The organism is Arthrobacter sp. GW460-12-1-14-TSB2, from assembly GCF_059423525.1.
Genome location: NZ_JBWKYC010000003.1, coordinates 304,344 through 326,872 on the forward strand (window position 1 = coordinate 304,344; position 22,529 = coordinate 326,872).

A 22,529-nucleotide genomic window follows, 5' to 3' on the forward strand; every position below is an offset into this window, starting at 1 on the left:
CCGCGGGAGTCCGCAGGACGGGCGTGAGATCAGTTACGCGTGAGCGCGTCCTCGTCCTCCGGCGTTGCCTTCGGGGCGGCGTTCGGAGCGGCCTTCGGAGCGCCGTTGACGGCAGCCTTGGCTTCCGCGAACTTCTCATTCAGCCGGGAGTGCCGCTGGCCGTAGGAGAAGTAGATCGCCACGCCGATGACCAGCCAGATGGCGAAGAAGATCCACGTCTCGACTGCCAGGTTGGTCATCAGGTAGAGGCACAGGAGTGCGGACACTACCGGGAGGACCTTGCCGAACGGCACGCGGAAAGCCGGCTTCAGGTCCGGGCGCTTCTTCCGCAGGACCAGGATGCCCAGGCTCACCATCACAAAGGCGGACAGCGTGCCGATGTTGATCATTTCCTCGAGCAGGTCCACGTTGGTCAGGCCTGCCACGACGGCCACAGCCGCGCCGCAGATGATCTGGAGGCGGACCGGCGTCGCACGGATGGTGCTGGTCTTGGACAGCGAACGCGGCAGCAGGCCGTCGCGGCTCATGGCCAGGACCACGCGGGACAGGCCCATCAGCAGCACCATGATCACCGTGGTGAGGCCCACGAGGGAGCCGAACGCGATGACCTTGGCGGCGTCGGTGTTGCCCACGGCTTCGAAGGCGGTGGTCAGTGTGGGGTTCTTGGCCTCGGCCAGCTGCGTGTAGGACACCATGCCGGTCAGGGCGAGCGACACCAGGATGTAGAGGACAGTGACGATCGCCAGGCCGCCGAAGATGCCGCGCGGCAGGGTCTTCTGCGGGTTCTTGACCTCTTCGGCCGAGGTTGCCACGACGTCGAATCCGATGAAGGCGAAGAAGACGAGCGCCGCGCCGGCGAAGATGCCCAGGGTGCCGTACTGTGCCGGAACTGCTCCGGTCAGGAACCCGAAGAAGGACTGCTTGAGCACGTCGGCGGTGCCCGAGGCGGCCGTGGGTTCGGAGGCCGGAACGAACGGCGAGTAGTTCTCGACCTTCACGTAGGTGAAGCCGACCACGATGACGAACAGCACGACGGCGATCTTGATCAGGGTGAAGATGTTGCCAACGCGGGCGGACAGCTTTGTCCCCAGCACCAGCAGGACGGTGAAGACTGCCACGATCAGGAAGGCACCCCAGTAGAGGTCGATGCCGCCGAGCGAGATGGCGGGCGGAATGTCCACGCCCATGAGCGCGAAGACCTTGCTGAGGTAGATGCCCCAGTACTTGGCGATCACGGCCGCGGCGGTGAAGAGTTCCAGGATGAGGTTCCAGCCGATGAGCCAGGCCAGCAGCTCGCCCATGGTGGCGTACGTGAAGACGTAGGCGGAACCGGCCACCGGGATGGCCGTGGCAAACTCGGCGTAGCACATGATGGCCAGCGCACAGGTGACCGCGGCAATGGCGAAGGAAACCGTCACGGCGGGGCCGGCGAAGTTCGCGGCGGCCTTGGCTCCGACGGAGAAGATCCCGGCACCAACTGCGACGGCGACGCCCATGATCATGAGGTCCCACGTGCTCAGGGAACGCTTCAGCTTGCGTCCGGGTTCATCGGCGTCGGCGATCGACTGCTCGATGGATTTCGTCCGGAAAAGGTTCATAGGAAAGTCCACAATCTCGATAGCTTGCTGGAAACAGACTTATCAAGAGTAGTGTCCATCCAGTGGACGGTCACATTTATCCCAGATAGTGAGACGCCAAAGAGCGCGAACGAACAGTTGGGGCCCCTCGGGAGAAGGGCCCCAACTGTTCGTTCGCGCTCCTGTTGGGCGCTGTTTGGGAGGGCAGCTCAGGACGGCCAGTCCATCAGCTTTGACCGGATCAGGAACCGCTTCCCTTCCGGCGCCTCAACCGAGAACCCGCTCCCCCGGCCCGGCACCACGTCCACGGTCAGGTGGGTGTGGCTCCAGTAGTTGAACTGCTCCTTGGACATCCAGAACTCAAGGGGCTGCGGCTCCACGCCGTCGGCGATGTCGAACAGCCCCAGGAGGACGTCCGCGCCGGCGGTGATGAACTCCCCGGCCGGATAACACATGGGCGAGGATCCGTCACAGCAACCGCCGGACTGGTGGAACATCAGAGGCCCGTGTTGGATCCAGAGTTTCCTGAGCAGCTCCACCGCTTCGGCGGTGAGCGCCACCCGGGAGATGTCCTCCCCGGGTAGCGTCACTGCGGCATGAAGCCTCGCCTCCGACATCAGTACTTGATGACGACGCGGCCGTCGATCTTGGCGTGCTTCATCTCGTCAAGAACGGCGTTGACTTCGGAGAGCTCCCGGGTGGACACGGTGGGGTGGATCTTGCCCTCTGCGTAGAACTCGAGTGCTTCCTCGAGGTCCTGCCGGGTACCCACGATGGAGCCCCGGACCGTCAGGCCCTTGAGCACGATCTCAAAGATCGGCGCAGGGAAGTCGCCCGGCGGCAGCCCGTTGAACACGATGGTTCCGCCACGGCGCGCCATCCCGATCGCCTGCCCGAATGCTGACGGGTGCACAGCAGTGACCAGGACTCCATGGCAACCTCCGGTTTCACGTTGGATGACTTCGGCGGGATCGTCGTGCAGCGCGTTCACGGTGAGTTCCGCGCCGTGCTTCTTGGCCAGGGCCAGTTTGTCGTCCGCAATGTCCACGGCGGCGACCCGCAGACCCATCGCCACGGCGTACTGGACGGCGATGTGCCCGAGCCCGCCGATGCCGGAAATGGTGACCCACTGACCCGGCTTGGCCTCGGTCATTTTCAGTCCCTTGTAGACGGTGACCCCGGCGCAGAGCACCGGTGCCACCTCCACGGGGTCCGAACCCGCGGGAATCCTGGCGGCAAAGCGGCTGTCCACCAGCATGTACTGCCCGAACGAGCCGTCAACGCTGTAACCGGCGTTCTTCTGCGCTTCACACAACGTTTCCCAGCCGGTGCGGCAGTACTGGCAGTCCCCGCAGGCGGACCAGAGCCAGGCGTTGCCCACGAGGTCTCCGACAGCCAAATCAGTGACACCTTCACCCAAGGCAACAACTTCGCCTACGCCTTCGTGGCCGGGGATGAACGGCGGTGAGGGCTTGACCGGCCAGTCGCCCTCGGCTGCGTGAAGGTCCGTGTGGCAGACACCGGTGGTGATGACCTTGACCAGCGCCTCACCGCGCCCCGGGGTGGGAATGGGGAGGGTCTGGATCTGAAGATCCTTGCCGAATTCAGTTACTACGGCTGCTTGCATTGTCGTCGTCATTGGCGAAATCCTTGCGTCGTTAAAGCATTGCTTTTGAGGGGGCGGTAAAGGGTCGTGCTGCCTTCCTGAGGGGTGGCCAGGTGGTGCGGGCGGGGACGGATGCGTGCAATCCGTCCCCGCCCGGGCTCAGAGCGGCCTAGAAGAAGCCGAGCTTGTTTTCGTTGTAGCTGACCAGGAGGTTCTTGGTCTGCTGGTAGTGGTCCAGCATCATGGAGTGGTTTTCACGTCCGATGCCGGAGGACTTGTATCCGCCGAACGCGGCGCCGGCCGGGTAGGCGTGGTAGTTGTTGACCCAGACACGGCCCGCCTGGATTTCGCGGCCGGCACGGTACGCAACGTTGCCGTTGCGGGACCAGACACCGGCGCCCAGGCCGTAGAGCGTGTCGTTGGCGATGTCCATGGCGTCGCTGTAATCGCTGAAGCGGGTCACGGAAACCACCGGGCCGAAGATCTCCTCCTGGAAAATCCGCATCTTGTTGTTGCCTTCGAAAACGGTCGGCTGGACGTAATAGCCGCCCGCCAGATCGCCTTCCAGCTGGGCGCGGGCGCCGCCGGTGAGCACCTTGGCACCTTCCTGCTTGCCGATGTCGATGTAGGAGAGGATCTTTTCCAGCTGGTCGTTGGAGGCCTGTGCGCCCACCTGGGTTTCGGTGTCCAGCGGATTGCCTTGAATCATCTTCTCCACACGGGCCACGGCGTCGGCCATGAAGGAGTCGTAGATGTCTTCCTGGACCAGGGCTCGGGAGGGGCAGGTGCAGACTTCGCCCTGGTTGAAGGCGAACAGCGCGAAGCCTTCCTGTGCCTTGTCATAGAACGCGTCGTCGGACTCGGCAACGTCGTTGAAGAAGATGTTCGGGCTCTTGCCGCCGAGCTCCAGGGTGACCGGGATCAGGTTCTGGCTGGCGTACTGGCTGATCAGCCGGCCAGTGGACGTCTCGCCGGTGAAGGCGATCTTGCGGATCCGGGGGCTGGAGGCGAGGGGCTTGCCGGCCTCGACGCCGAAGCCGTTGACCACGTTGAGCACGCCGGCAGGCAGCAGATCGCCGATGAGTTCCATCAGGACCAGGATCGAGGAGGGCGTCTGCTCTGCGGGCTTAAGGACCACGGCGTTGCCCGCGGCCAGTGCCGGGGCGAGCTTCCAGACGGCCATGAGGATGGGGAAGTTCCACGGGATGATCTGGCCTACGACGCCGAGGGGCTCGTGGTAGTGGTAGGCGGTGGTGTCGTCGTCGAGCTGTGACAGCCGGCCTTCCTGGGCCCGGACGGCGGAGGCGAAGTAGCGGAAGTGGTCGGCGGCCAGCGGAATGTCCGCGTTGAGGGTTTCGCGGATCGGCTTGCCGTTGTCCCAGGACTCGGCGACGGCGAGCATCTCGAGGTTCTCGTCGATGCGGTCCGCGATCTTGTTCAGGATGGCTGCGCGCTCGGCGACGGAGGTCTTGCCCCAGGAGGGCGCGATCTTGTGTGCGGCGTCCAGTGCCAGTTCGATGTCCTCGGCCGTGCCGCGGGCCACCTCGCAGAATGCCTTGCCGGTGACCGGGGTGATGTTTTCGAAGTACTGGCCCTTGACGGGGGCAACCCACTCGCCGCCGATCCAGTTCTCGTAGCGGTCCTTGAACGTGACCTTCGAACCTTCGGTACCGGGCTGTGCGTAGACAGTCATTGCTAGCTCCTTTGCTGTGCAAGATGATTAGCGGCCAGTACTGCGGCCGCCGTTGCATTCAGCGTAGGAGCGGGGAGGTTGCAGTCAGGTTGCAACCCAAGTGACGCGGCTCACGTTGTGAGGTCAGGCGCTGAGTTCAGTTTCCAGCCGTTCAAGATCGGCGACGAGGGCGGCCCGCTTGGGCGAGCGCGGCGGCAGGAGCTTCAGTGCGGCGATGCGGACGCCGACGTCGTCCTTTGCTTCCGGCAGTTCCGCGTACTTCAGCAGCGCATCAGCGCTGCCGTCGGTGAGCACCGCTTCGCGCAGCAGCGAGGATACGCGGTCCCTGAGTTCGACGATGCCCGGCGCTTCCGAGCGGGGCAGCACGGCGCCGCGGTAGATCTCCAGGGCGATGCGGTGCGCCCCGCGCTGCAGGCAGTTGAGGACCTGGCCGGAATCCGGCATGAGGTCCATCGGCAGCCGATAGGGTCGGGACCCGGGGACGGCCTCCGGGCTGAGCTGCTGCAGGACCTTGCGCAGGCGCACCATCTCGGGGCGGAGCGTCATGGAGGTGCCCTCGCCCGGGTACAACAGGGTGCAGAGTTCCTCCGCGCTGAGACCGTCCGGATGGACGCTGAGAAGTGCCAGGATTTCGCTGTGCCGGGCCGAGAGCGCCACGGTGCGGCCCTCAATGCTGAGCAGTGCCTGATCCCGTCCCAGGATCTGGAGGCTGTTGCGGTAGAGGCTGCCGGTACCCGCGGCGGACGCAGTGCGCCCCGCGGCAGCCGCGGACCGCCGTCGGGCAGGTGCGGCCTGGCGGGCGGCCGCCAGCTGGAGCCGCTCCACGCGCAACTGGGCCTGGGCTGCCGCAACGGTGGCTTCCACCAGTGAGAGCGTGTGCGGTGCGACGGCGGATTCGGTGCCGGTGATGTCCACGACCCCCAGGAGGGCGCCGGAGTCCGGGTCGTGGAACGGCACGGCCGTGCAGCTCCACGGGTGGACGGAGCGCTTGTAGTGCTCGGCGCCGGAAATCTGGATGCTGCGGCCCAGGGCCAGGGCTGTGCCCGGGGCACTGGTGCCCACACTGGCCTCGGACCAGTCGGCGCCGGCCACGAACATCATGCCCTCGGCCCGGCGCTGCGTCACGGCGTCGCCCTCCACCCAGAGGAGGCGGCCCACCTCGTCACCCACGGCTACCAGCAGGCCGCTGTCGTGGCTGGGCAGGACCAGTAGCTTATGGATGACGGGCATGATGGTGGCCAGGGGATGCTGCCGGCGGTATTCCTCGAGCTCTTCCTGGTCCATGGCCAGCGGCGCTTCGGGGTTGTCCGGATTCGCGCGGAACTGGACTGATCGCTGCCAGGATTCCTCCACGAGGCTTCGCAGTCCGGGCACGCGAACGTTATTGGCCTGACCGGAGCTGCCGGCACCGAGCGGGCCGGGTCCGGCCAGCAGTTCGTGACCCGCGAGGGCATGCCGCTGGAGCAGTGCCGCAGCGTCAACGCTGTCCGCGCTGCCAGGGACGGCCGGCTGCATTGTTTTCCTCATTGGACTCCCCTGCCGGCACAACAGTGTGCCAGGCGTGACGGCATGCCGAAGTGGCTTGGTCCGGCCAGTCTAGTTCCCGCCCGGCGCCGCCGCCACCGGTCCGTTGGTCCACCGGAGCGGGTCAGTCCTCAGCGCTGCGGGAGATGCGGATCATTTCCTCGCGCGGCACAACCTTCACCCGTTCACGCACGACGCCGGTCTCCGCCTCCGCTTCCGTCCACGCCTTCCCGAGGGCTGCTTCGTGGGCGTCGAGCCTGTTCCAGCCTTCCCAGGTGGTGTACTCCACCCCGCGCTCCTCAAGGAGGGCGATGATGGCGTGCGGATCCGGGTTCTGCGCCGGCGGCAGGGTCAGCCGGTCCTCGAGCAGGCAGCCGATGGTCTCCAGGGCATCGCCCTTGGTGTGCCCGATGAGGCCGACGGGACCGCGCTTGATCCAGCCGGTGGCGTAGATCCCCGGGACGGGGTTGCCGGCAGCGTCCAGGACGCGGCCGCCCTCGTTGGGGATCACGCCTGCTTTGGCGTCGTATTCCAGTTCGTCCAGCGGCGATCCGTGATAGCCGATGGCCCGGTAGACAGCCTGGACGGGGTAGTCGATGTACTCTCCGGTGCCCTTGACGTTGCCTGTGCCGTCCAGCTGCATCCGCTCAAACTTGATCCCCGCAACCTTGCCGTTGCCCGCGGCGCTACCCGCGGCGTCGTAGATCTCGACCGGGCTGTGCAGGAAGTGCAGGTGGAGCCGGCGGGAGGAGGGCACTTCGGCTTCGGCGTGCTCTTCAACCAGCCAGTTGGTCATGGTGTTCACCATGGTCTTGGTCTGGTTGTTGGTGCGGATGGCTTCCTCGGAGGCTTCGTCGAACTCAAAGTCCTCGGGGTACAGCACGATGTCAACGTCCTTGGCGTGGCTCAGTTCGCGCAGCTCCAGCGGGGTGAACTTCACCTGGGCGGGGCCGCGGCGGCCGAAGACGTGGACGTCCGTGACCGGGGAGTTTTTCAGCGTCCGGTAGACGTTGTCCGGGATTTCCGTGGACAGCAGCTCGTCGGCGTGCTTCACCAGCATGCGGGCCACGTCCAGGGCCACGTTGCCGTTGCCGATGACCGCGATTTCCTTTGCGTCCAGCGGCCAGTCACGGGACACGTCGGGGTGGCCGTCGTACCAGGAGACGAAGTCGGCGCCCCCGTAGGAGCCCTCGAGCTCGACGCCGGGAATGTTCAGGTCCGCGTCCTTGATGGCGCCGGTGGAGAAAATCACGGCGTCGTAAAAAGCGCGGAAATCATGGAGTTTCAGGTCGCGGCCATACGTCACGTTGCCGAGGAAGCGGATGTCGCCCCGGTCCAGCACCTTGTGGAGCGCGTTGACGATGCCCTTGATGCGCGGGTGGTCCGGAGCCACGCCGTAGCGGATCAGGCCGTACGGTGCAGGGTAGGCCTCGAAGAGGTCGATGCTGACTTCAAAGTCGCCGTCCTTGACCTCATTGGACTTGGTCAGGATGTCCGCAGCGTAGACGCCTGCCGGTCCGGCGCCGACGATCGCGACGCGGAGCGGACGTTTGGGGGTGGTTTCGGCCGAATTGGACACCGGGAGCCCTTCCAGAACTGAGAGACTGCGCCAGGTCACTTAGCGCACAATTCCCCCATTCTAAGTGGTCAGCCCGCTTTCCCCGGGGAGTTATTGAGGGATACGACGTCGCCCTCCTGGTACAGCAGGGCGCGCAGTTCGGATTCGGCCGAGCCCGTCCGGCGCGGGTCGATGGTCTCCCCCGCGGAAAAATGATCCAGCAGGCGCGGATCCACATAGCTTTTACGGGCGATCGACGGCGTGTTCCCGAGCACCGCCGCGGCGTCCTGCATCGCCAGGCTGATGGCCCGCTTCTTCGCCACCACCGTCGCCTGCGGCCCGGACCGGGCGAGACTGACCGCCGCCGCCACCGTGCCTCGAAGGGTGCGGAAATCCTTGGCGGTGAAGTCCGCGCCGGTGCGTTCCTTCACGTATTCATTGATGTCAGCGCTGCCCACCGGATGCCAGCTGCGCCCGTTCTTGTACGCCAGGAGCCTGGCGTTACCACCGCGGCGCTTGAGCGAACGGACCAGGGCGGCGAGGTCGGCGTCGTCGATCTCCGAGTCCCAGGTCTTGCCGCTCTTGGCGGGGAAGCTGAGCTGGAGGGTCTCCTGCTTCACTTTCACGTGCGCGCACAGCAGGGTGGCCAGGCCGTGGCTGCCGTTCTCGTTGGTGTACCGCTCGGATCCGACCCGCAGCGATCCGCTGTCCAGCATCCTGAAGGCACCCGCCAGGACGCGTTCGCGGGAGAATCCCTCGTTGCGGAGGTCCATGGTGACCAGCCTGCGTGCCCCTGGCAGGGATTCGGCGAGCTGAAGGGCCCGGTCGAACTTGAGCCGGTCCTTCTTTTCACGCCAGGCCGGGTGGTAGATGTACTGGCGGCGGCCCACCGCGTCCAGTCCGGTGGCCTGGATGTGGCCGTTGTCGTAGGGCGCAATCCACACATCGGTCCACGCCGGCGGGATGCCGATGCTCTCCAGCCGCTCCCGGACAGGCCCCGGGGGCAGCGTGGAACCGTCCAGGTCGCGGTAGGTGAAGCCGGTGCCTGCGGCCAGCCGCCGGTAGCCCCTGCCCGAGGCGTTGCTGTGGCGGAGCCTCACCGGAGCGCCCGCTCAGAATGCGCGTTCATATTGGTAAGCCTACTGAGTACCGCAAGCCCCTGGGGTACCGTTCTCGCAGTATCGGCATTGTGTTGGCGGAATACCGCCGGCGGAGGTGGTGTTATTGATCGTGTGCCTACACCCGACGGAACCGCCACCCCTATTGCTATGACCGCACCGGGCAGCCCTGTTTCCGCTGCCGCGTCCAACAGCGCTTCCGGCGGACAGCCGGCACGCCCCGGAGCCGCGCTTAAGGCCGTGGACAAGGACACGACGGCGGGTGTCCTCTTCGGGATCGGCGCATATGGACTCTGGGGGCTGCTGCCCCTTTACTTCTTCGTGCTGCAGCCCGCAGGTGCGGTGGAAATCGTGGCCAACCGGGTGGTGTGGTCGCTGGTGTTCTGCACGCTGCTGGTGACGGTCACCCGTTCCTGGGGCGTCCTGGCGGCTGCGTTCCGTGACCGGGCCATCTTCGGCACCTTGTCCATCGCCGCGGCCCTCATCGCCGTCAACTGGCTGACCTACACGTACGGTGTGACCACCGGCCAGGCCGTGGAGGCGTCCCTGGGCTACTTCATCAACCCCCTCGTCTCCGTCCTGCTGGGCGTGTTCGTACTCAAGGAAAAGCTGCGTCCGCTCCAGTGGGCCGCCGTCGGGATCGGGTTCATCGCCGTGGTGGTCCTGACGATTTCGTACGGCAAACTCCCGTGGATCGCGCTGACGCTGGCGGTGAGCTTCGGGCTCTACGGCTTCGTAAAGAAGCGGATCGGCCCCAAGGCGGACGCCATCACCAGCCTGACGATGGAGACCGTGGTGCTCACTCCCCTGGCGGCCGCCACGATGATCTTCCTCGCCGTCAGCGGCACCAACACCCTCGGAACCCAGGGCTCCGCGCACTTCTGGCTCCTGGTTTCCTCGGGCGTGATCACGGCCGTGCCGCTGCTGTTCTTCGGAGCCTCTGCCCGCCGCCTGCCCATGACCACCATCGGGCTGCTGCAGTACTTCGCGCCCGTGCTCCAGTTCATCGTTGCCCTGGTGGTGTTCAAGGAAGCCATGACCCTGGACCGCTGGATCGGCTTCGGCGTGGTGTGGCTGGCTCTGCTGGTGCTGACCGTGGACATGCTGGCCGCGACGCGCCGGAACTCCGTGGCCCGGAAGCGTGCGCTGCGGGAAGCGCGAACGGGCAGATAATGCCCTGATTTCCGCTTTTGGGGCATTATCTGCCCGTTGGCGCTCTGCCCGTTCGCGCTCTAGTGGGTCAGGGCGCCATGGCGGTGTCCACCCGCTCGTACTCGCGCGGGATGACCACCATGGGCACCGGCAGCGCGCGGAGCACCTTGTTGGCCGTGCTTCCAATGAACAGCTTGTTCTTCTCGGCCAGGCGCGAGGAACCCACAATCAGAATCTCGCCGTCATCCCATTCGAGGTCATCGATGCATTCCTCGATGGTGCGGCCGTGGGCAACTTCCACCGTGACTTTGTGCCCGTCAGGAAGACGGCGCGACGCTTCGGTGAGCACGGTGTTCGCGTGGATGTGCGCCGCGTTGACCACTTCGCCCGGGTCGCCTTCGGCGTCGAGTTCCACCAGGGAAACCATCCGCAGCGGCACGCTCCGGCGTCCCGCCGCCCCGATGGCGACGTCGATCGCCGCTTCCGCGCCCGCGCGCTGGCCGACGGCGAGGGTCAGCCGGTTGATCGCCTCGGTCCGGCGGTAGCCGCGCGGAGCCAGCGCGACGGGCACGGGCGATGCATGCAGGAGGCCGTTGGCCACGCTGCCCACGGTGTGGCGTTTGAACAGTCCGTTGCTCGCCGCCCCAACCACAATAAGTGCGGCGTCATTGTCAACGGCGGCCTCGATCAGTCCCGCGGCGAACGAGTCCGCGTGGCGCGCATGGAACTCCACGGGGACGTCGTCGGGGACGAGGCTGAGCCCTTCGCGCTGCGCGTCCTGCACTGCCTTCTCGTTGGCGAGGACATGGCCGCTCGCTACGTCCTGGGCAACATGCAGCCCTTTGTCCACCACAAAGACCAGATCCAGCTGCGCGCCCTGCGCCCGGGCCAATGCGGTGGCCAGGGCAACGGCATCCGCCCCGCGCTCGTTTGGTGTGTAGCCGACTACGTATCGCATGGGTGAACCCCTCTTTGGGTCTGGGGCAGAATCCAGCCTCGCTCGGGGTTCCCGGGCGACGTCGGCCGGTCTGCGTTCCTGCAGTGGTACTGCTGACTCTAGCCCACACGGGCACCAATCAGGGGGGACATTCTCCAGCGGAAAACACGGAGAGGCGCGGACGGTCTGTCCGCGGCTCTCCGGTTGTAATGAGGGTGGTTAGGCGTGCGCCTTGATGGCGGCGGCCAGCACCTCGAGGCCGTCCAGCAGCAGCTCGTCGCCGATGACCAGCGGCGGCAGCAGCCGGATGACGTTGCCGTACGTACCGCAGGTGAGGATGATGACGCCTTCCTTCAGGCACGCAGCTGCAACGGCCTTGGTCAGCTCCGGATTCGGTTCCTTGGAGCCGGCCTGCACGAGCTCGATGGCCAGCATGGCGCCGCGTCCGCGGATGTCGCCGATCACGGATTTCTCCGAAGCGGCAAGCTCGGCCTGCAGTTCGCGGAGGCGGCCGGTGGCCAGTTCCTCGATGTGCTTGGCGCGGCCGTTGAGGTCGTATTCCTCCATGGAGCCGATGGACGCGAGGGCAGCGGCGCAGGCAACCGGGTTGCCGCCGTAGGTGCCGCCGAGGCCGCCCGGGTGGACGGCGTCGAGCAGGTCTGCCCGGCCGGTGATCGCGGAGAGCGGCATGCCGCCGGCGATGCCCTTGGCCATGGTGATGATGTCCGGGACTACACCTTCGTGGTTGACGGCGAACCATTCACCCGTGCGGCAGAAGCCGGACTGGACCTCGTCGGCAATGAAGACGATGCCCTTTTCCTTGGCCCAGGCGGCCAGTGCCGGCAGGAAGCCGTCGGCCGGGACGATGAAGCCGCCCTCGCCCTGGATCGGTTCGATGATGATCGCAGCTACGGACTCGCCGCCGATCTGCTTCTCAATCATGGTGATGGCGCGCTTGGCAGCCTCTGCACCGGTGATTGAGGGGTTTTCCTCGCGGAACGGGTAGCTCATGGGCATGCGGTAGACCTCGGGCGCGAACGGGCCGAAGTTGGTCTTGTACGGCATGGCCTTGGCGGTCAGGGCCATGGTCAGGTTGGTGCGGCCGTGGTAGGCGTGGTCAAAGGCGACGACGGCGTCACGGCCGGTGGCCAGGCGGGCCACCTTGACGGCGTTTTCCACGGCTTCGGCACCGGAGTTGAACAGTACCGTGCGCTTTTCGTGGTCGCCGGGGGTGAGACGGTTCAGCTGCTCGGCGACGGCCACGTAGCCTTCGTACGGGGTGACCATGAAGCAGGTGTGGGTGAAGTGCTCCACGGCTTCCTTCACGGCGCCGACGACGGCGGGATCGGACGCGCCGACGCTGGTCACGGCGATGCCGGAACCAAGGTCGATGAAGGAGTTGCCGTCGACGTCGTGGATGATCCCGCCGTCGGCATCCGCGACGTAGACGGGGACGCTGGAGGCGACGCCGGCTGCCACGACAGCCTTGCGGCGTTCGGTCAGCGCGATGGACTTGGGGCCCGGGAAGTCGGCCTGGACGCGGCGTTTCTGCTCGAGACGGAAGGTGATGTCATGGGCGGTTGCAGTCATGGGAATGCCTTTCTGGAAAATCGTGGAGTGAGTGAAGCGTCGGAGTTATGCGTCTGCTTTATGCATCCAGTGCACTCATCACGTGCTTGATGCGCGTGTAGTCTTCGACGCCGTACATGGAAAGGTCCTTGCCGTAGCCGGACTGCTTGAAGCCGCCGTGCGGCATTTCGGCGGTCAGCAGGATGTGGGTGTTGATCCACACCGCGCCGAAATCCAGGTCGCGGCTGACGCGCATGGCGGTGCCGTGGTCGGTGGTCCAGACGCTGGAGGCCAGGGCGTAGTCGACGTCGTTCGCCAGCTCCACGGCCTCGGCCTCGGAGCTGAACGTCTGGACTGTGATGACCGGTCCGAAGGTTTCCTTCTGGACGATGTCGTCGGTCTGCTTGGCGCCGGTGATGATGGTGGGTTCGAAGAAGAAGCCCTTGTCCCCTGCCCGGTGGCCGCCGGTGACAATCTTGCAGTTCGCGGGCAGGTGCTCCACAACCGACGTCACGGCGTTGAAGTGGTTCACGTTGTTGAGCGGGCCGAAGTAGTTGTCTTCGTCGTTCTGCGAGCCGGTGTGAAGGGTCTTGGTGTGTTCCACCATGGCTGCCACGACGTCGTCGTGAACGGAGTCTTCCACCAGGACCCGGGTGATGGCGGTGCAGTCCTGGCCGGCGTTGAAGAAGGCGAACTCGGCGATGGCCGCGGCGCTCTTCTTGATGTCGGCGTCCTTGAAGACGATGGCCGGGGCCTTGCCGCCGAGCTCCAGGTGGGCGCGCTTGAGTCCCTTGGCAGCGCCGGAGGCCACGGCGATGCCGGCCCGGACGGAGCCGGTGATGGAGACAAGGCCGGGGACCTTGTGCTCCACCATCATGGCGCCGGTTTCACCGGTGCCAAGCACCACGTTGAGGACGCCGGCCGGGAAGATCTCGCCGGCAAGGCGGGCAAGGACCAGGGTGGACTCGGGGGTGGTGTCCGATGGCTTGAGCACCACGGTGTTCCCGGCGGCGAGCGCGGGGCCGATCTTCCAGATGGCCATCAGGAACGGGTAGTTCCAGGGGGCAACCTGGGCCACGACGCCGATGGGTTCACGTCGCACGTAGGAGGTGTGGCCTTCGAAGTACTCGCCGGCTGACTTGCCTTCGAGGATGCGGGCGGCGCCGGCGAAGAAGCGCAGCTGGTCGGCGCCGGCGGCGACTTCCTCCGACGCGATCAGTGAACGCACCTGGCCGGTGTTGCGGTGCTGGGCTTCGACGAGTTCATCGCTGTTGGCCTCGACGGCGTCGGCAAGCTTGAGGAGCATCAGCTGCCGCTGGGCCGGGGTGACGTGCTTCCAGGTCTTGAAGGCATCCTTGGCAGCCGTCATGGCGGCGTCGACGTCGGCCTGCACGGAGATGGGCGATTTGGCCACCACCTCACCGTTGGTGGGATTCACGATGTCCAGCAGACCGGTGCCGGCGGGTGTGACGAATTCGCCGTTGATGAAGTTCTGCAAGGTTTGGACCACGGTGTTCAACCTCTTTCATGCTGGTTTCTGTAACCGGTTCTGCGACCGGCCCAGTGTTGCGACTGCTCATGAGCCTATGCCAGGGCCCGTACGCAGGGAATAGCCACCTGCACACCATCCCCTGAATCCTTTAGTGCGGTTGCCCAGCGCGCAGCTATCCTGAATCCATGGCAATTTCCCTCGCCGCCCTGCTGGGCGTCCAGTCGCTCAAGCTCGTCAAATCCGGCCTCGCCGAGACGACGTGGCACCAGGACATCCACTGGGTCGCCGTCACCGAGCAGGAGGACCCGCAGCGCTTCCTCAATGGCGGCGAGCTGGTGCTCACCACCGGGATGCGGCTGAAGTCCGCCCCGGACCAGCGCCGCTTTGTGCGGCAGGTGCAGCGGGCGGGTGCGGTGGGGATCGGTTTCGGGATCGGGCTGACGCACGACGCCGTTCCGCCGGCGCTGATTGCAGAGGCCAACCGCTGGGGCCTTCCCGTGGTGGAGGTCCCCTACGAGACACCGTTCATTGCCATCACCAAGCTGGTGGCGGATGCCCAGTCGGCGGACCACTACGCGAAACTGGAACGGCTCATCGCGGGACACCAAATCCTGGCCCGCGCCCTGCTGACCGGCGGCGGCCTCTCCGAGCTGCTCAAGAACCTCGGCTCCATGCTGCGCACGGATATTGTCCTGACCCAGTTCACTGCGCAGCTGTACAACAGCGTTCCCGGCAACCCCGCCCCCACGGCCGACACGTGGGCGTCCTACCCCATCCCCACCGGCCGGCGCGACGCGTGCACCCTCTGGGTCCGGCAGCCGTTCGAGGACTCCGGCATCGTCGGTTATGCCCAGAACCTCATCAGCGTGGAGTTGAACAACATGGTCAAGCAGCGGCAGGCCCAGCGGGCGCTGTCCGGCCAGGTCCTGGAGGACGTGATCCACGGGACCCTGGAATCCAGCGAGGCGGCCCGGCGGCTTGCCGGCATCGGCATCAACAGCACCCGCAAGAGCGTGGTCCTCCTCGCCGAGTCCGCGGCTCATCCCAAGCAGCTGGTGAGCTCCTCGATGCCGCGGCCGCTGGAGCACGGCGTGACCGCCGTCGTCGGGAAGGACCTGATCGTCGTTGTGCAGGACGACGGCAGCGGGGCCGCCGCCCTGGCGAAGAGCCTCAGCGACCATCTGGCCGAGGCCGGCATCCACGCCACGATCGGCATCGGCGGCGCCTACACCAAACCCAACGGGGTGCGCTGGAGCTACTTCGAGGCGCGCGACGCGGCCAGCCACGGCCTGCCCGTCAACGAGCCCGAGCGCCTCAGCCTCACGTCGCTGCTCCTGGCCAGCGAGGACGTGCCGCTGGCGGACATGGCGAACGAGTCCCTCAACCCGCTGCGGAACTTCGACGCCCTGCACGGGGCCGAGCTGATGGCCACGCTGGAGAGCTACCTGAACAACAACGGCTCGGTGGCCGCCGTCGCCGAAGCACTGACGCTGCACCGCAACACCGTGCGGTACAGGCTGGCGCAGATCACCGAGCTGACCGGCTACGATCCCGCGCAGACCCAGGACCGTGTACAGCTGTGGCTGGCGCTGGCGGTCCAGCGGCTGAACCAGCGCCAGCAGCGGTAAGAAGCGGCTTTTCGGCCAGCACCGATTGCAGAGGGCCGCTTCGTTAGATGATCACCTGCGCCCCGGTGCTCGGGCTCCAGACAATGCGCCCGCCTTGAAAGTTCTGGATCACGGTTCCGCTGGAGCCAACGTATTCACTGGTGGTGGGATAGCCGAGCGGACCGTTCTCAAAACCCGTATTGGCCCAAGCCTGCCGGATACCGCCCTTGGACACGTGTGCGCCCGTGGCAGGGGACCAAACGATGGCGCCGCCTTCAAACATTTGGTAGGCCCCGCCATCCCGCAGACCCTTGATTTCATTCGTGTACGGGTATCCCAGTGGGCCATTCTGGAGTCCGCTCCACACCCAGGTGCTGCGGATCGCGCCCGTTGATACCTTCGCCCCGGTGGAGGCGGACCAGACAATCGACCCGCGTTGGAAATCCTGGTTCGCTCCGCCATTCCTTAGCCCGCCCACCTCACTGGCGACCGGATACCCCAGCGTGCCCGATTCATATCCCACGCCGCCCCAGGCAACCCGGATAGCGCCTCTCGACGTGTGGGCGCCGGTAACCGGGGACCATACAATGGCGCCCCCCTGGTACATCTGATAAACCCCACCCGACACGAGGCCACCGATTTCATCCGTCACCGGGTAGCCGAGGGGACCACTTTCCATTCCGGACCACAGCCAGGTGTTTCGGATGGCCCCAGTGGACTCGTACGCGCCGCTCGCTGCCGACCAGACGGCGGTGCCACGCTGATAGTCACGGTAGGCGCCGTAATTGGCGAGCCCCAGCGCCGCTGCCCTAACAGGACTACCCAGGCTGTTCCGGGCGGCAGCCTGATCGAGTTGGCTCACGATGGCCGGGGAGACGGAGTCAACTGTTACGGACGCCGATGTCGAAGTGATGTCGTTGACCCGGATCTGCACGCCGGCGTAGGTCGTAAACACTCCGCCGCGTTGCCATGCGAGGTTGGAGCCGTACCAGCCGCTGAAGGCAAGGGTACTGGGCGGAAGAAGCAGTGACGATCCCGGTTCCGGGCCCGCTTTGAGGATCTGGACGCCTTTGTTGCCGTTGACCGCGGTTGCCGAGTCGTAGCCGACGGGAAGCCGAAGCTGAACGTAGTAGGTCTCGCCGCTGCCCGGATCCTGGAACTTCACGGCTCGAGCAGCGGAATTACTGGCCCACGGAAGTAGCGTGACTGTCTGGCTGCCCTGCAATGTTCCAAGATCGCGGATCTCGTCCCCGCTCCCAAACGAACCGTAGTCGTAAAGGGCGGCGTTAAGGTAGGGCTGTGCGTACTGGGAGACGCCCATCAAATCAGTTCCGTCGCCATACTCGCGGGCATAACACTCGCCGTCGCCCACCGCCCAGGCTGTGACGGCCGTGTCCGCGCGTCCACTAGAGCAGTCGAGGGAGTTGGCATGCTGCAAACCGAACACGTGCCCGAACTCGTGCGCCAGGACTGGCGAAGTGAACCCACTGGTCAGCGGCATCACGATTCGCCCGGTGGTGGCTCCGGACGACCAGCCGGCGCCCAGGTTGCCGCCGACGGAATACACGACGACGTCTGACCTCGGAATGAATACGACGAGGGCCTGGCCCGGGTCAGCCTTCCACCCCAGCTCCCTGGTGATGGTCTCCAGAATCACATCGAAGTTGTCGCCGGAGCTGGCGCTGGTGACGAATCCCAGCTTGAGGCTGGCGAGGCTGATGGTCAGCTTGCCGTCGCTGATCGTTCGCCAGTAGTCCCCTGCCGAAGTAACGGCCGCCTTGGCTTTAGTGACATCGATGGATGCAACGTCGGCGTCAGTTTTATCTCTCGTCTTCGCCGTGACCAGGGTGACCTTGATGTCGGCTGCGCGCGCGCCAACTCCCGCGGATTGACGGACGATGGTTCTCTGGGCACCAGACTCTGCGGGCGCGGCCACCACAGGATCGGGCACCGCTGGCTCGGTCGTAGCGTTGGCGGCCGGCAGGCCGGCCATGACCAATAGGGAAGCGGCGGCAAAGGCAGCGGCAACTCGTATGAAGTATGGGGTGAAATTGGACATCAGCCACTCCCGGCAGGACTAACGGTTAACTCTGCGGAAGGACTCCCCCAGAAACTGCCAGCGGCTGGCGTGGACCCCCATGCTTTACGCCGACACTACGAATGGTAAGGCCACGAAGCACATTTGGGAACACTGTTCACATCAGTCACATACGGCGCATGCGTTTCGGGATTACGGTACGTCCGGAACTCGGGCCTTCCGGAGATGTTTGCCACATCTTTACAAACATCAAACGTCTAACGTCTAATGTTTAAGTATGGCAACCACGACGACGGCGGCACCGCCCGGAACTGACACCCCACCTGCCGAGCGGGCAAAGGCAGCCCGGCCCCGCGCCGTCGTCGTCTTCGGAATCGTGGCCTTTGTGCTGATCGGCCTCAACCTCCGCGCAGGCATCACCGGGGCCTCGGCCCTCCTCCATGACCTCCAGGAAGTCCTGGGCTACGGTGCATTCATTGCCGCCGTCATCCCCTCCGTTCCCACCCTGTGCTTTGCAGTCGCCGGGGCGGCCACGTCCTGGCTGACGCGCCGGATGGGGGTGGAAAAAGCCATCCTGCTGGCCCTGGGAATGCTGGCCGTCGGCCTTCTGGTGCGCGGTATCCCGTCCACGGGCATGCTGCTGGCCGGAACGGTGGTGGGGATGTCCGGGCTCGCTGTCTGCAACGTTGCCATGCCGTCCTTCATCCGCGAGCACTACGCCGACCGCACCTCCCTCATGACGGCCCTCTACACGGTCACCATGACCACGGGCGCCACCGTTACGGCCGTGATGGTGGTCCCGGTGGCCCAGCTCCTGGGTTCGGCGTCGGCGGGACTTGGCTCCATCGGACTGCTCTCCGTGGCCGCTTTCCTTGGCTTTCTCCCGGTGGCACTCCACGCACACCGGAACGCGGCCCCCGGCCGGGGCACCAGCATTTCCCCGTGGCCGCTGATTCGCACCCGCAAGGGCGCACTGCTCACCTCCATCTTCACCCTCCAGGCGCTGCTCGCCTATGCGGTGCTGAGCTGGTTCCCGTACATGCTCACCACCACCGGGCTGACCGCCACGGACAGCGGCCTGATGTACGGCCTGATGCAGCTGGTCTCCGTTCCGGCGGGCATGGTGCTCCTGGCCATCGGCTCCCGTCCGCGGATGCTCCGCCCGGCCTTCTACCTGGCAAGCGTCACCATGCTCCTGGGCATTACTGCCCTGATGCTGCTGCCTGCCGCGCTGGCCGCTGTTCCGGCCGCGCTGCTGGGGTTCGGCCTGGGCATCTTCCCGCTGGTCATGGTGATGATCAGCCGGAGCGGCCGGTCGACGGCGGAAACCACCGCCATGTCCACGCTGGCGCAGTCGGTGGGGTATCTGCTGGCCACAGTGGGCCCGTTCGGCATGGGCCTGCTGCACAGCGCTACCGGCGGCTGGACCGTACCGTTGGTTCTGCTGCTGGCCATCGCCCTTACCCAGATCGTGGTGGGGCACCTTCTGACGGCAAGGACCAAGCCATGACTCTTACCGCTTCGCACCGGCCTGTTCTGGCGGACGAGATTACGGACAAGCTCCGCGAGATGATCCATTCCGGCGAATGGCAGCTGCAACAGAAGATCCCCGCGGAGCCCGAGCTGATGGCCCGGCTGGGTGTGTCCCGGGGCACCCTGCGCGAGGCCATCAAGGCGCTGGCCCACAGCGGGATGCTGGAGGTCCGCCGCGGTGACGGCACCTACGTCCGGGCCACCAGCGAGATCTCCGGCGCGGCTCAGCGCATGTACAAGGACCACACCCAGGAGCACATCCTCGAGGTCCGGGTGGGCCTGGACACCCAGGCGGCCCGGCTGGCCGCCCGCAACGCACAACCTGAACACATTGCCGCCATGAAAGCGCTGCTGGCGGAGCGGCGTGACGCCTGGAACGCTGAGGACTACCCCGTTTGGGCCCGCGCCGACTGGGATTTCCATGTGCTGGTGGCGCAGGCTTCGGGGAATCCGCTGCTGCATGAGCTGTACGTCAGCTTTGGCGGCGTGTTCCATGCCGACCTGCTTCGGCAGCAGCGCCGCAGCGGCTTCAACGGTCTCCCCGACGAAGGGCACGGCGAGCTGGTGGATGCCATCGAGGCGCACAATGAAGCAGCTGCCGTGGACAGCGTCAACCGGAACCTGAACTCCTGCGCGGAGTGGCTCGGCGTGTAGCCGGGGCCATAACTCAGTAGGCTTAGCTATTTGGGGAGTTCTCATCCCGGCCTCGGCCGGTCCGGGCGTCCCGTTTCTGCACGCTGACGAATTGGAGTACCCCTTGGCCAGATCAGTCGACATCACGGTGGACGGCAAGCGCCCGGACCCCTGGGCAGACGGCCTGGGCAGGGTGGGCGTCCGCTCGGCCCAGATCCTGCTGGTCCTCACCGTTGTGGTGGTGTCCGTCTTCGCGCTGCTGCAGATCCGGCTCCTGGTCATTCCGGTGCTGATCGCCCTGATCCTGGCGGCCGCCATCATGCCGTTCGTCAATCTCCTGAAGCGCCGGGGCCTGCCCGCCTCCGCGGCCACTGCAGTGGCCTTCGTGGCCTTGCTCGCCGTGCTGGCCGGCGTCACCACCGTCATTGTCGCCTCCATCCGCAGCCAATGGGGAGACCTCGCAAGCCAGGCATCCTCGGGCCTGGACGAACTGCAGTCGTTCCTGCTCAACGGCCCCATCCCGGTGGACGGGGAGCAGATTGAACAGGCCCGGGCGGCCATCGTGGAATTCGCCGCCAGCAGCCAGGTCCGCTCCGGAGCCATCACCGGGCTGTCCGTCATCACCGAGTTCCTCGCCGGGGCCAGCCTCATGGTGGTGATCCTTTTCTTCTTCCTCAAGGACGGGGCCGCGATCTGGAACTTCTTCCTGCGGCCTTACACCGGCGCCCGCGAGGCCAAGCTGCGCCGATCGGGCGCACGCACCATTCAGGTTCTGGGCGATTACGTGCGCGGGACAGCCATTGTTGCCCTGGTGGACACGGTGGCCATCGGCACAGCACTGCTGGTCCTGGGGGTCCCGCTGGCCATCCCGCTGGCCATCATTGTCTTCATCGGCGCTTTCGTCCCGATCGTGGGAGCCACCGTGGCAGGCATCCTGGCGGCGCTGGTGGCACTCGTAGCCAACGGACCCGTGGTGGCACTGATTGTGGTGATCGTGGTGATCGCCGTCAACCAGCTTGAGGGCAATCTGCTTCAACCCGTGGTGATGGGCAAGTCCCTGCAGCTGCACGCCCTGGTCATCCTGCTGGCCTTGACGGCGGGGACCATTCTCGCCGGCATCATCGGCGCCGTGCTGTCCGTCCCGCTGGCCGCCGTGATCTGGGCGATCGTCCAGGTCTGGACCACCGACGCCGCAGAACCGGAACCGGCGGGCTCGGCAGAGGCCGGGGAATCCTCGGACCCGGCTGACGCGGACCCGGACCTTGCTGCCGCGGACGCCAGCAGGTCCTAGCAGCATCCACGGACAGATAATAAGCACCCTTATCAATATCTTGGTAGGGTGAGGCATGCGTAAAATCAGCACCATGAACGGAACCGGAACTCTCTTTGGCTGGGCCTTCGGCGACTCTGCACGGTCCGGCGACCAGTCGTACCTCGACGAACTGCGCCGGGAAGCTCTCGCCAACGCCAGCCAGGACGCCAAGTCGCGGGGCTTCGACGTCCAGGAGGGCACCGAAAGCTACACGGTCATCAACCCGGCCGACACCCTCGCGGACGTCCACACCGCACCGGACCAGCTCATCGTCCGCTGCACCGTGAAACTCACCGGCCCGGGCGCCGAAAACATCCACGCCGAAGGCCCCATGAACGGCTAGCAATGGCGGATGAAGATACGGCCCTCGGAGAAGCCGCCAACGCGGCCGAGGCGGTGTCCAACACCAAGGTGCTGGACGTCGTCGCACGTTCCGGGTTCGCCGTAATGGCCCTGCTCCACATTGTGATCGGTGCTATCGCCATCGCTTTGGCCTTCGGCCAGCCGGGGCAGGCCGAACCGACGGGAGCCATCGAACAGCTGGCAGCGAATCCGTGGGGGCCCGGCGTGATGTGGGCCGGGCTGATCGGCTGCGCGGGCCTGTCTCTCTGGCAACTGAGCGAAGCCACCCTCCGCGCCCGCCACCTGCCTGCGGGCCAGCGGCTCGGCAAGCTCATCTCCTCCGGGTTCCTGGCGGTGGCCTACGGCAGTGTGGGGCTCACTTTTGCAGGGTTCGCGGTCGGCCTGCGCGGTGACTCGGGCGATTCCACCAGGGACTTCAGCACCGCCCTGGTCCAGGGACCTCTCGGTGTGCCGGCACTCATCGCGCTGGGCCTGACGGTCATCGGCGTCGGAATCTATTTCATCGTCAAGGGCGTCCGGAAACAGTTCAAGGAGGAACTGCATCACTTCGAGGGCACCCGGCGCGGACGCATGATCAGCTCACTCGGCGTGGCCGGCCACGTGGCCAAAGGCATCGCCCTGATCCTTGCGGGCCTACTGTTCGTGGTAGCAGCCGCCACCAACCGGCCGGGAGAATCCACCGGGCTGGACGGCAGCCTGAAGGCGCTGCGGGACCATCCGGCGGGGCCGTTCCTCCTGATGGCCATTGCCGCCGGACTCATTAGCTACGGATTGTTCGCCCTTGTCCGGGCGAGATTTGGCCGGATGTAGCCGGATA

Annotated in this window: 18 protein-coding genes; 7 read left to right on the forward strand and 11 right to left on the reverse strand. The window is 65.9% G+C overall.

Annotation, left to right across the window (positions count from 1 at the left end; all coding sequences use genetic code 11):
• Positions 1-29: 29 nt before the first annotated feature.
• The 7 genes from AC07YR_RS07115 to AC07YR_RS07145 form a co-directional block, all read right to left on the reverse strand.
• On the reverse strand, positions 30-1,598 hold the full coding sequence (locus tag AC07YR_RS07115) for an amino acid permease (protein ID WP_055799712.1): 1,569 nt from the start codon (positions 1,596-1,598) through the stop codon (positions 30-32).
• A 188-nt stretch (positions 1,599-1,786) separates the two neighbouring features.
• Positions 1,787-2,194: a DUF779 domain-containing protein gene (locus AC07YR_RS07120; RefSeq protein ID WP_436058315.1), complete on the reverse strand. Its 408-nt coding sequence runs from the start codon at positions 2,192-2,194 to the stop codon at positions 1,787-1,789.
• Positions 2,194-3,216 carry an alcohol dehydrogenase AdhP gene (adhP, locus tag AC07YR_RS07125; protein ID WP_436058316.1) on the reverse strand — a complete coding sequence of 341 codons (1,023 nt, stop codon included), beginning with the start codon at positions 3,214-3,216 and terminating at the stop codon, positions 2,194-2,196. Before adhP ends, AC07YR_RS07120 begins: the two co-directional genes overlap by 1 nt.
• A 136-nt stretch (positions 3,217-3,352) precedes the next feature.
• Positions 3,353-4,876 (reverse strand): acetaldehyde dehydrogenase ExaC, encoded by a 1,524-nt coding sequence (gene exaC / locus AC07YR_RS07130; protein WP_055799718.1) that lies wholly within the window; start codon positions 4,874-4,876, stop codon positions 3,353-3,355.
• 123 nt (positions 4,877-4,999) lie between these two features.
• Positions 5,000-6,403, reverse strand: coding sequence for a helix-turn-helix domain-containing protein (locus AC07YR_RS07135; protein ID WP_494733533.1), 1,404 nt, complete (start codon positions 6,401-6,403; stop codon positions 5,000-5,002).
• A 121-nt stretch (positions 6,404-6,524) separates the two neighbouring features.
• Complete coding sequence (locus AC07YR_RS07140) at positions 6,525-7,979, reverse strand: FAD-dependent oxidoreductase (RefSeq protein ID WP_494733534.1); 1,455 nt, start codon at positions 7,977-7,979, stop codon at positions 6,525-6,527.
• 68 nt (positions 7,980-8,047) lie between these two features.
• Positions 8,048-9,058: a DNA topoisomerase IB gene (locus AC07YR_RS07145; RefSeq protein WP_494733535.1), complete on the reverse strand. Its 1,011-nt coding sequence runs from the start codon at positions 9,056-9,058 to the stop codon at positions 8,048-8,050.
• Between the two features lie 168 nt (positions 9,059-9,226).
• Between AC07YR_RS07145 and rarD the strand changes: the two genes are divergently transcribed.
• The gene (gene rarD / locus AC07YR_RS07150) at positions 9,227-10,249 is read left to right on the forward strand and encodes an EamA family transporter RarD (protein ID WP_436058319.1); all 1,023 of its coding nucleotides are present in this window, start codon (positions 9,227-9,229) and stop codon (positions 10,247-10,249) included.
• A gap of 67 nt (positions 10,250-10,316) precedes the next feature.
• On the opposite strand, the gene AC07YR_RS07155 is transcribed toward rarD, so the two are convergent.
• The 3 genes from AC07YR_RS07155 to AC07YR_RS07165 all read right to left on the reverse strand — a co-directional run bounded on the left by AC07YR_RS07155 (position 10,317) and on the right by AC07YR_RS07165 (position 14,244).
• Positions 10,317-11,186 carry a universal stress protein gene (locus AC07YR_RS07155; RefSeq protein WP_494733536.1) on the reverse strand — a complete coding sequence of 290 codons (870 nt, stop codon included), beginning with the start codon at positions 11,184-11,186 and terminating at the stop codon, positions 10,317-10,319.
• A 198-nt stretch (positions 11,187-11,384) separates the two neighbouring features.
• Complete coding sequence (gene gabT / locus AC07YR_RS07160) at positions 11,385-12,755, reverse strand: 4-aminobutyrate--2-oxoglutarate transaminase (RefSeq protein ID WP_494733537.1); 1,371 nt, start codon at positions 12,753-12,755, stop codon at positions 11,385-11,387.
• Positions 12,756-12,813: 58 nt separating this feature from the next.
• Positions 12,814-14,244: a gamma-aminobutyraldehyde dehydrogenase gene (locus AC07YR_RS07165; protein WP_055799785.1), complete on the reverse strand. Its 1,431-nt coding sequence runs from the start codon at positions 14,242-14,244 to the stop codon at positions 12,814-12,816.
• A 167-nt stretch (positions 14,245-14,411) separates the two neighbouring features.
• Here AC07YR_RS07165 and AC07YR_RS07170 point away from each other — a divergent pair, with 167 nt between their 5' ends.
• On the forward strand, positions 14,412-15,854 hold the full coding sequence (locus tag AC07YR_RS07170) for a PucR family transcriptional regulator (protein ID WP_055799733.1): 1,443 nt from the start codon (positions 14,412-14,414) through the stop codon (positions 15,852-15,854).
• Positions 15,855-15,897: 43 nt separating this feature from the next.
• Here the strand turns inward: AC07YR_RS07170 and AC07YR_RS07175 are convergent, their stop codons facing one another.
• Positions 15,898-17,892 carry a hypothetical protein gene (locus AC07YR_RS07175; protein WP_494733538.1) on the reverse strand — a complete coding sequence of 665 codons (1,995 nt, stop codon included), beginning with the start codon at positions 17,890-17,892 and terminating at the stop codon, positions 15,898-15,900.
• Between the two features lie 256 nt (positions 17,893-18,148).
• Here AC07YR_RS07175 and AC07YR_RS07180 point away from each other — a divergent pair, with 256 nt between their 5' ends.
• The 5 genes from AC07YR_RS07180 to AC07YR_RS07200 all read left to right on the forward strand — a co-directional run bounded on the left by AC07YR_RS07180 (position 18,149) and on the right by AC07YR_RS07200 (position 22,522).
• Positions 18,149-19,381, forward strand: a complete 1,233-nt coding sequence (locus AC07YR_RS07180; RefSeq protein ID WP_436058323.1) for an MFS transporter — start codon at positions 18,149-18,151, stop codon at positions 19,379-19,381.
• A complete protein-coding gene (locus AC07YR_RS07185; RefSeq protein WP_494733539.1) occupies positions 19,378-20,058 on the forward strand; it encodes a FadR/GntR family transcriptional regulator in 681 nt (226 codons plus the stop codon). The genes AC07YR_RS07180 and AC07YR_RS07185 overlap by 4 nt, the downstream gene beginning before the upstream one ends.
• A 103-nt stretch (positions 20,059-20,161) precedes the next feature.
• Complete coding sequence (locus AC07YR_RS07190; RefSeq protein ID WP_494733540.1) at positions 20,162-21,328, forward strand: AI-2E family transporter; 1,167 nt, start codon at positions 20,162-20,164, stop codon at positions 21,326-21,328.
• Between the two features lie 55 nt (positions 21,329-21,383).
• The gene (locus AC07YR_RS07195; protein WP_494733541.1) at positions 21,384-21,692 is read left to right on the forward strand and encodes a hypothetical protein; all 309 of its coding nucleotides are present in this window, start codon (positions 21,384-21,386) and stop codon (positions 21,690-21,692) included.
• A gap of 2 nt (positions 21,693-21,694) precedes the next feature.
• The gene (locus AC07YR_RS07200; protein ID WP_494733542.1) at positions 21,695-22,522 is read left to right on the forward strand and encodes a DUF1206 domain-containing protein; all 828 of its coding nucleotides are present in this window, start codon (positions 21,695-21,697) and stop codon (positions 22,520-22,522) included.
• Positions 22,523-22,529: the final 7 nt, after the last annotated feature.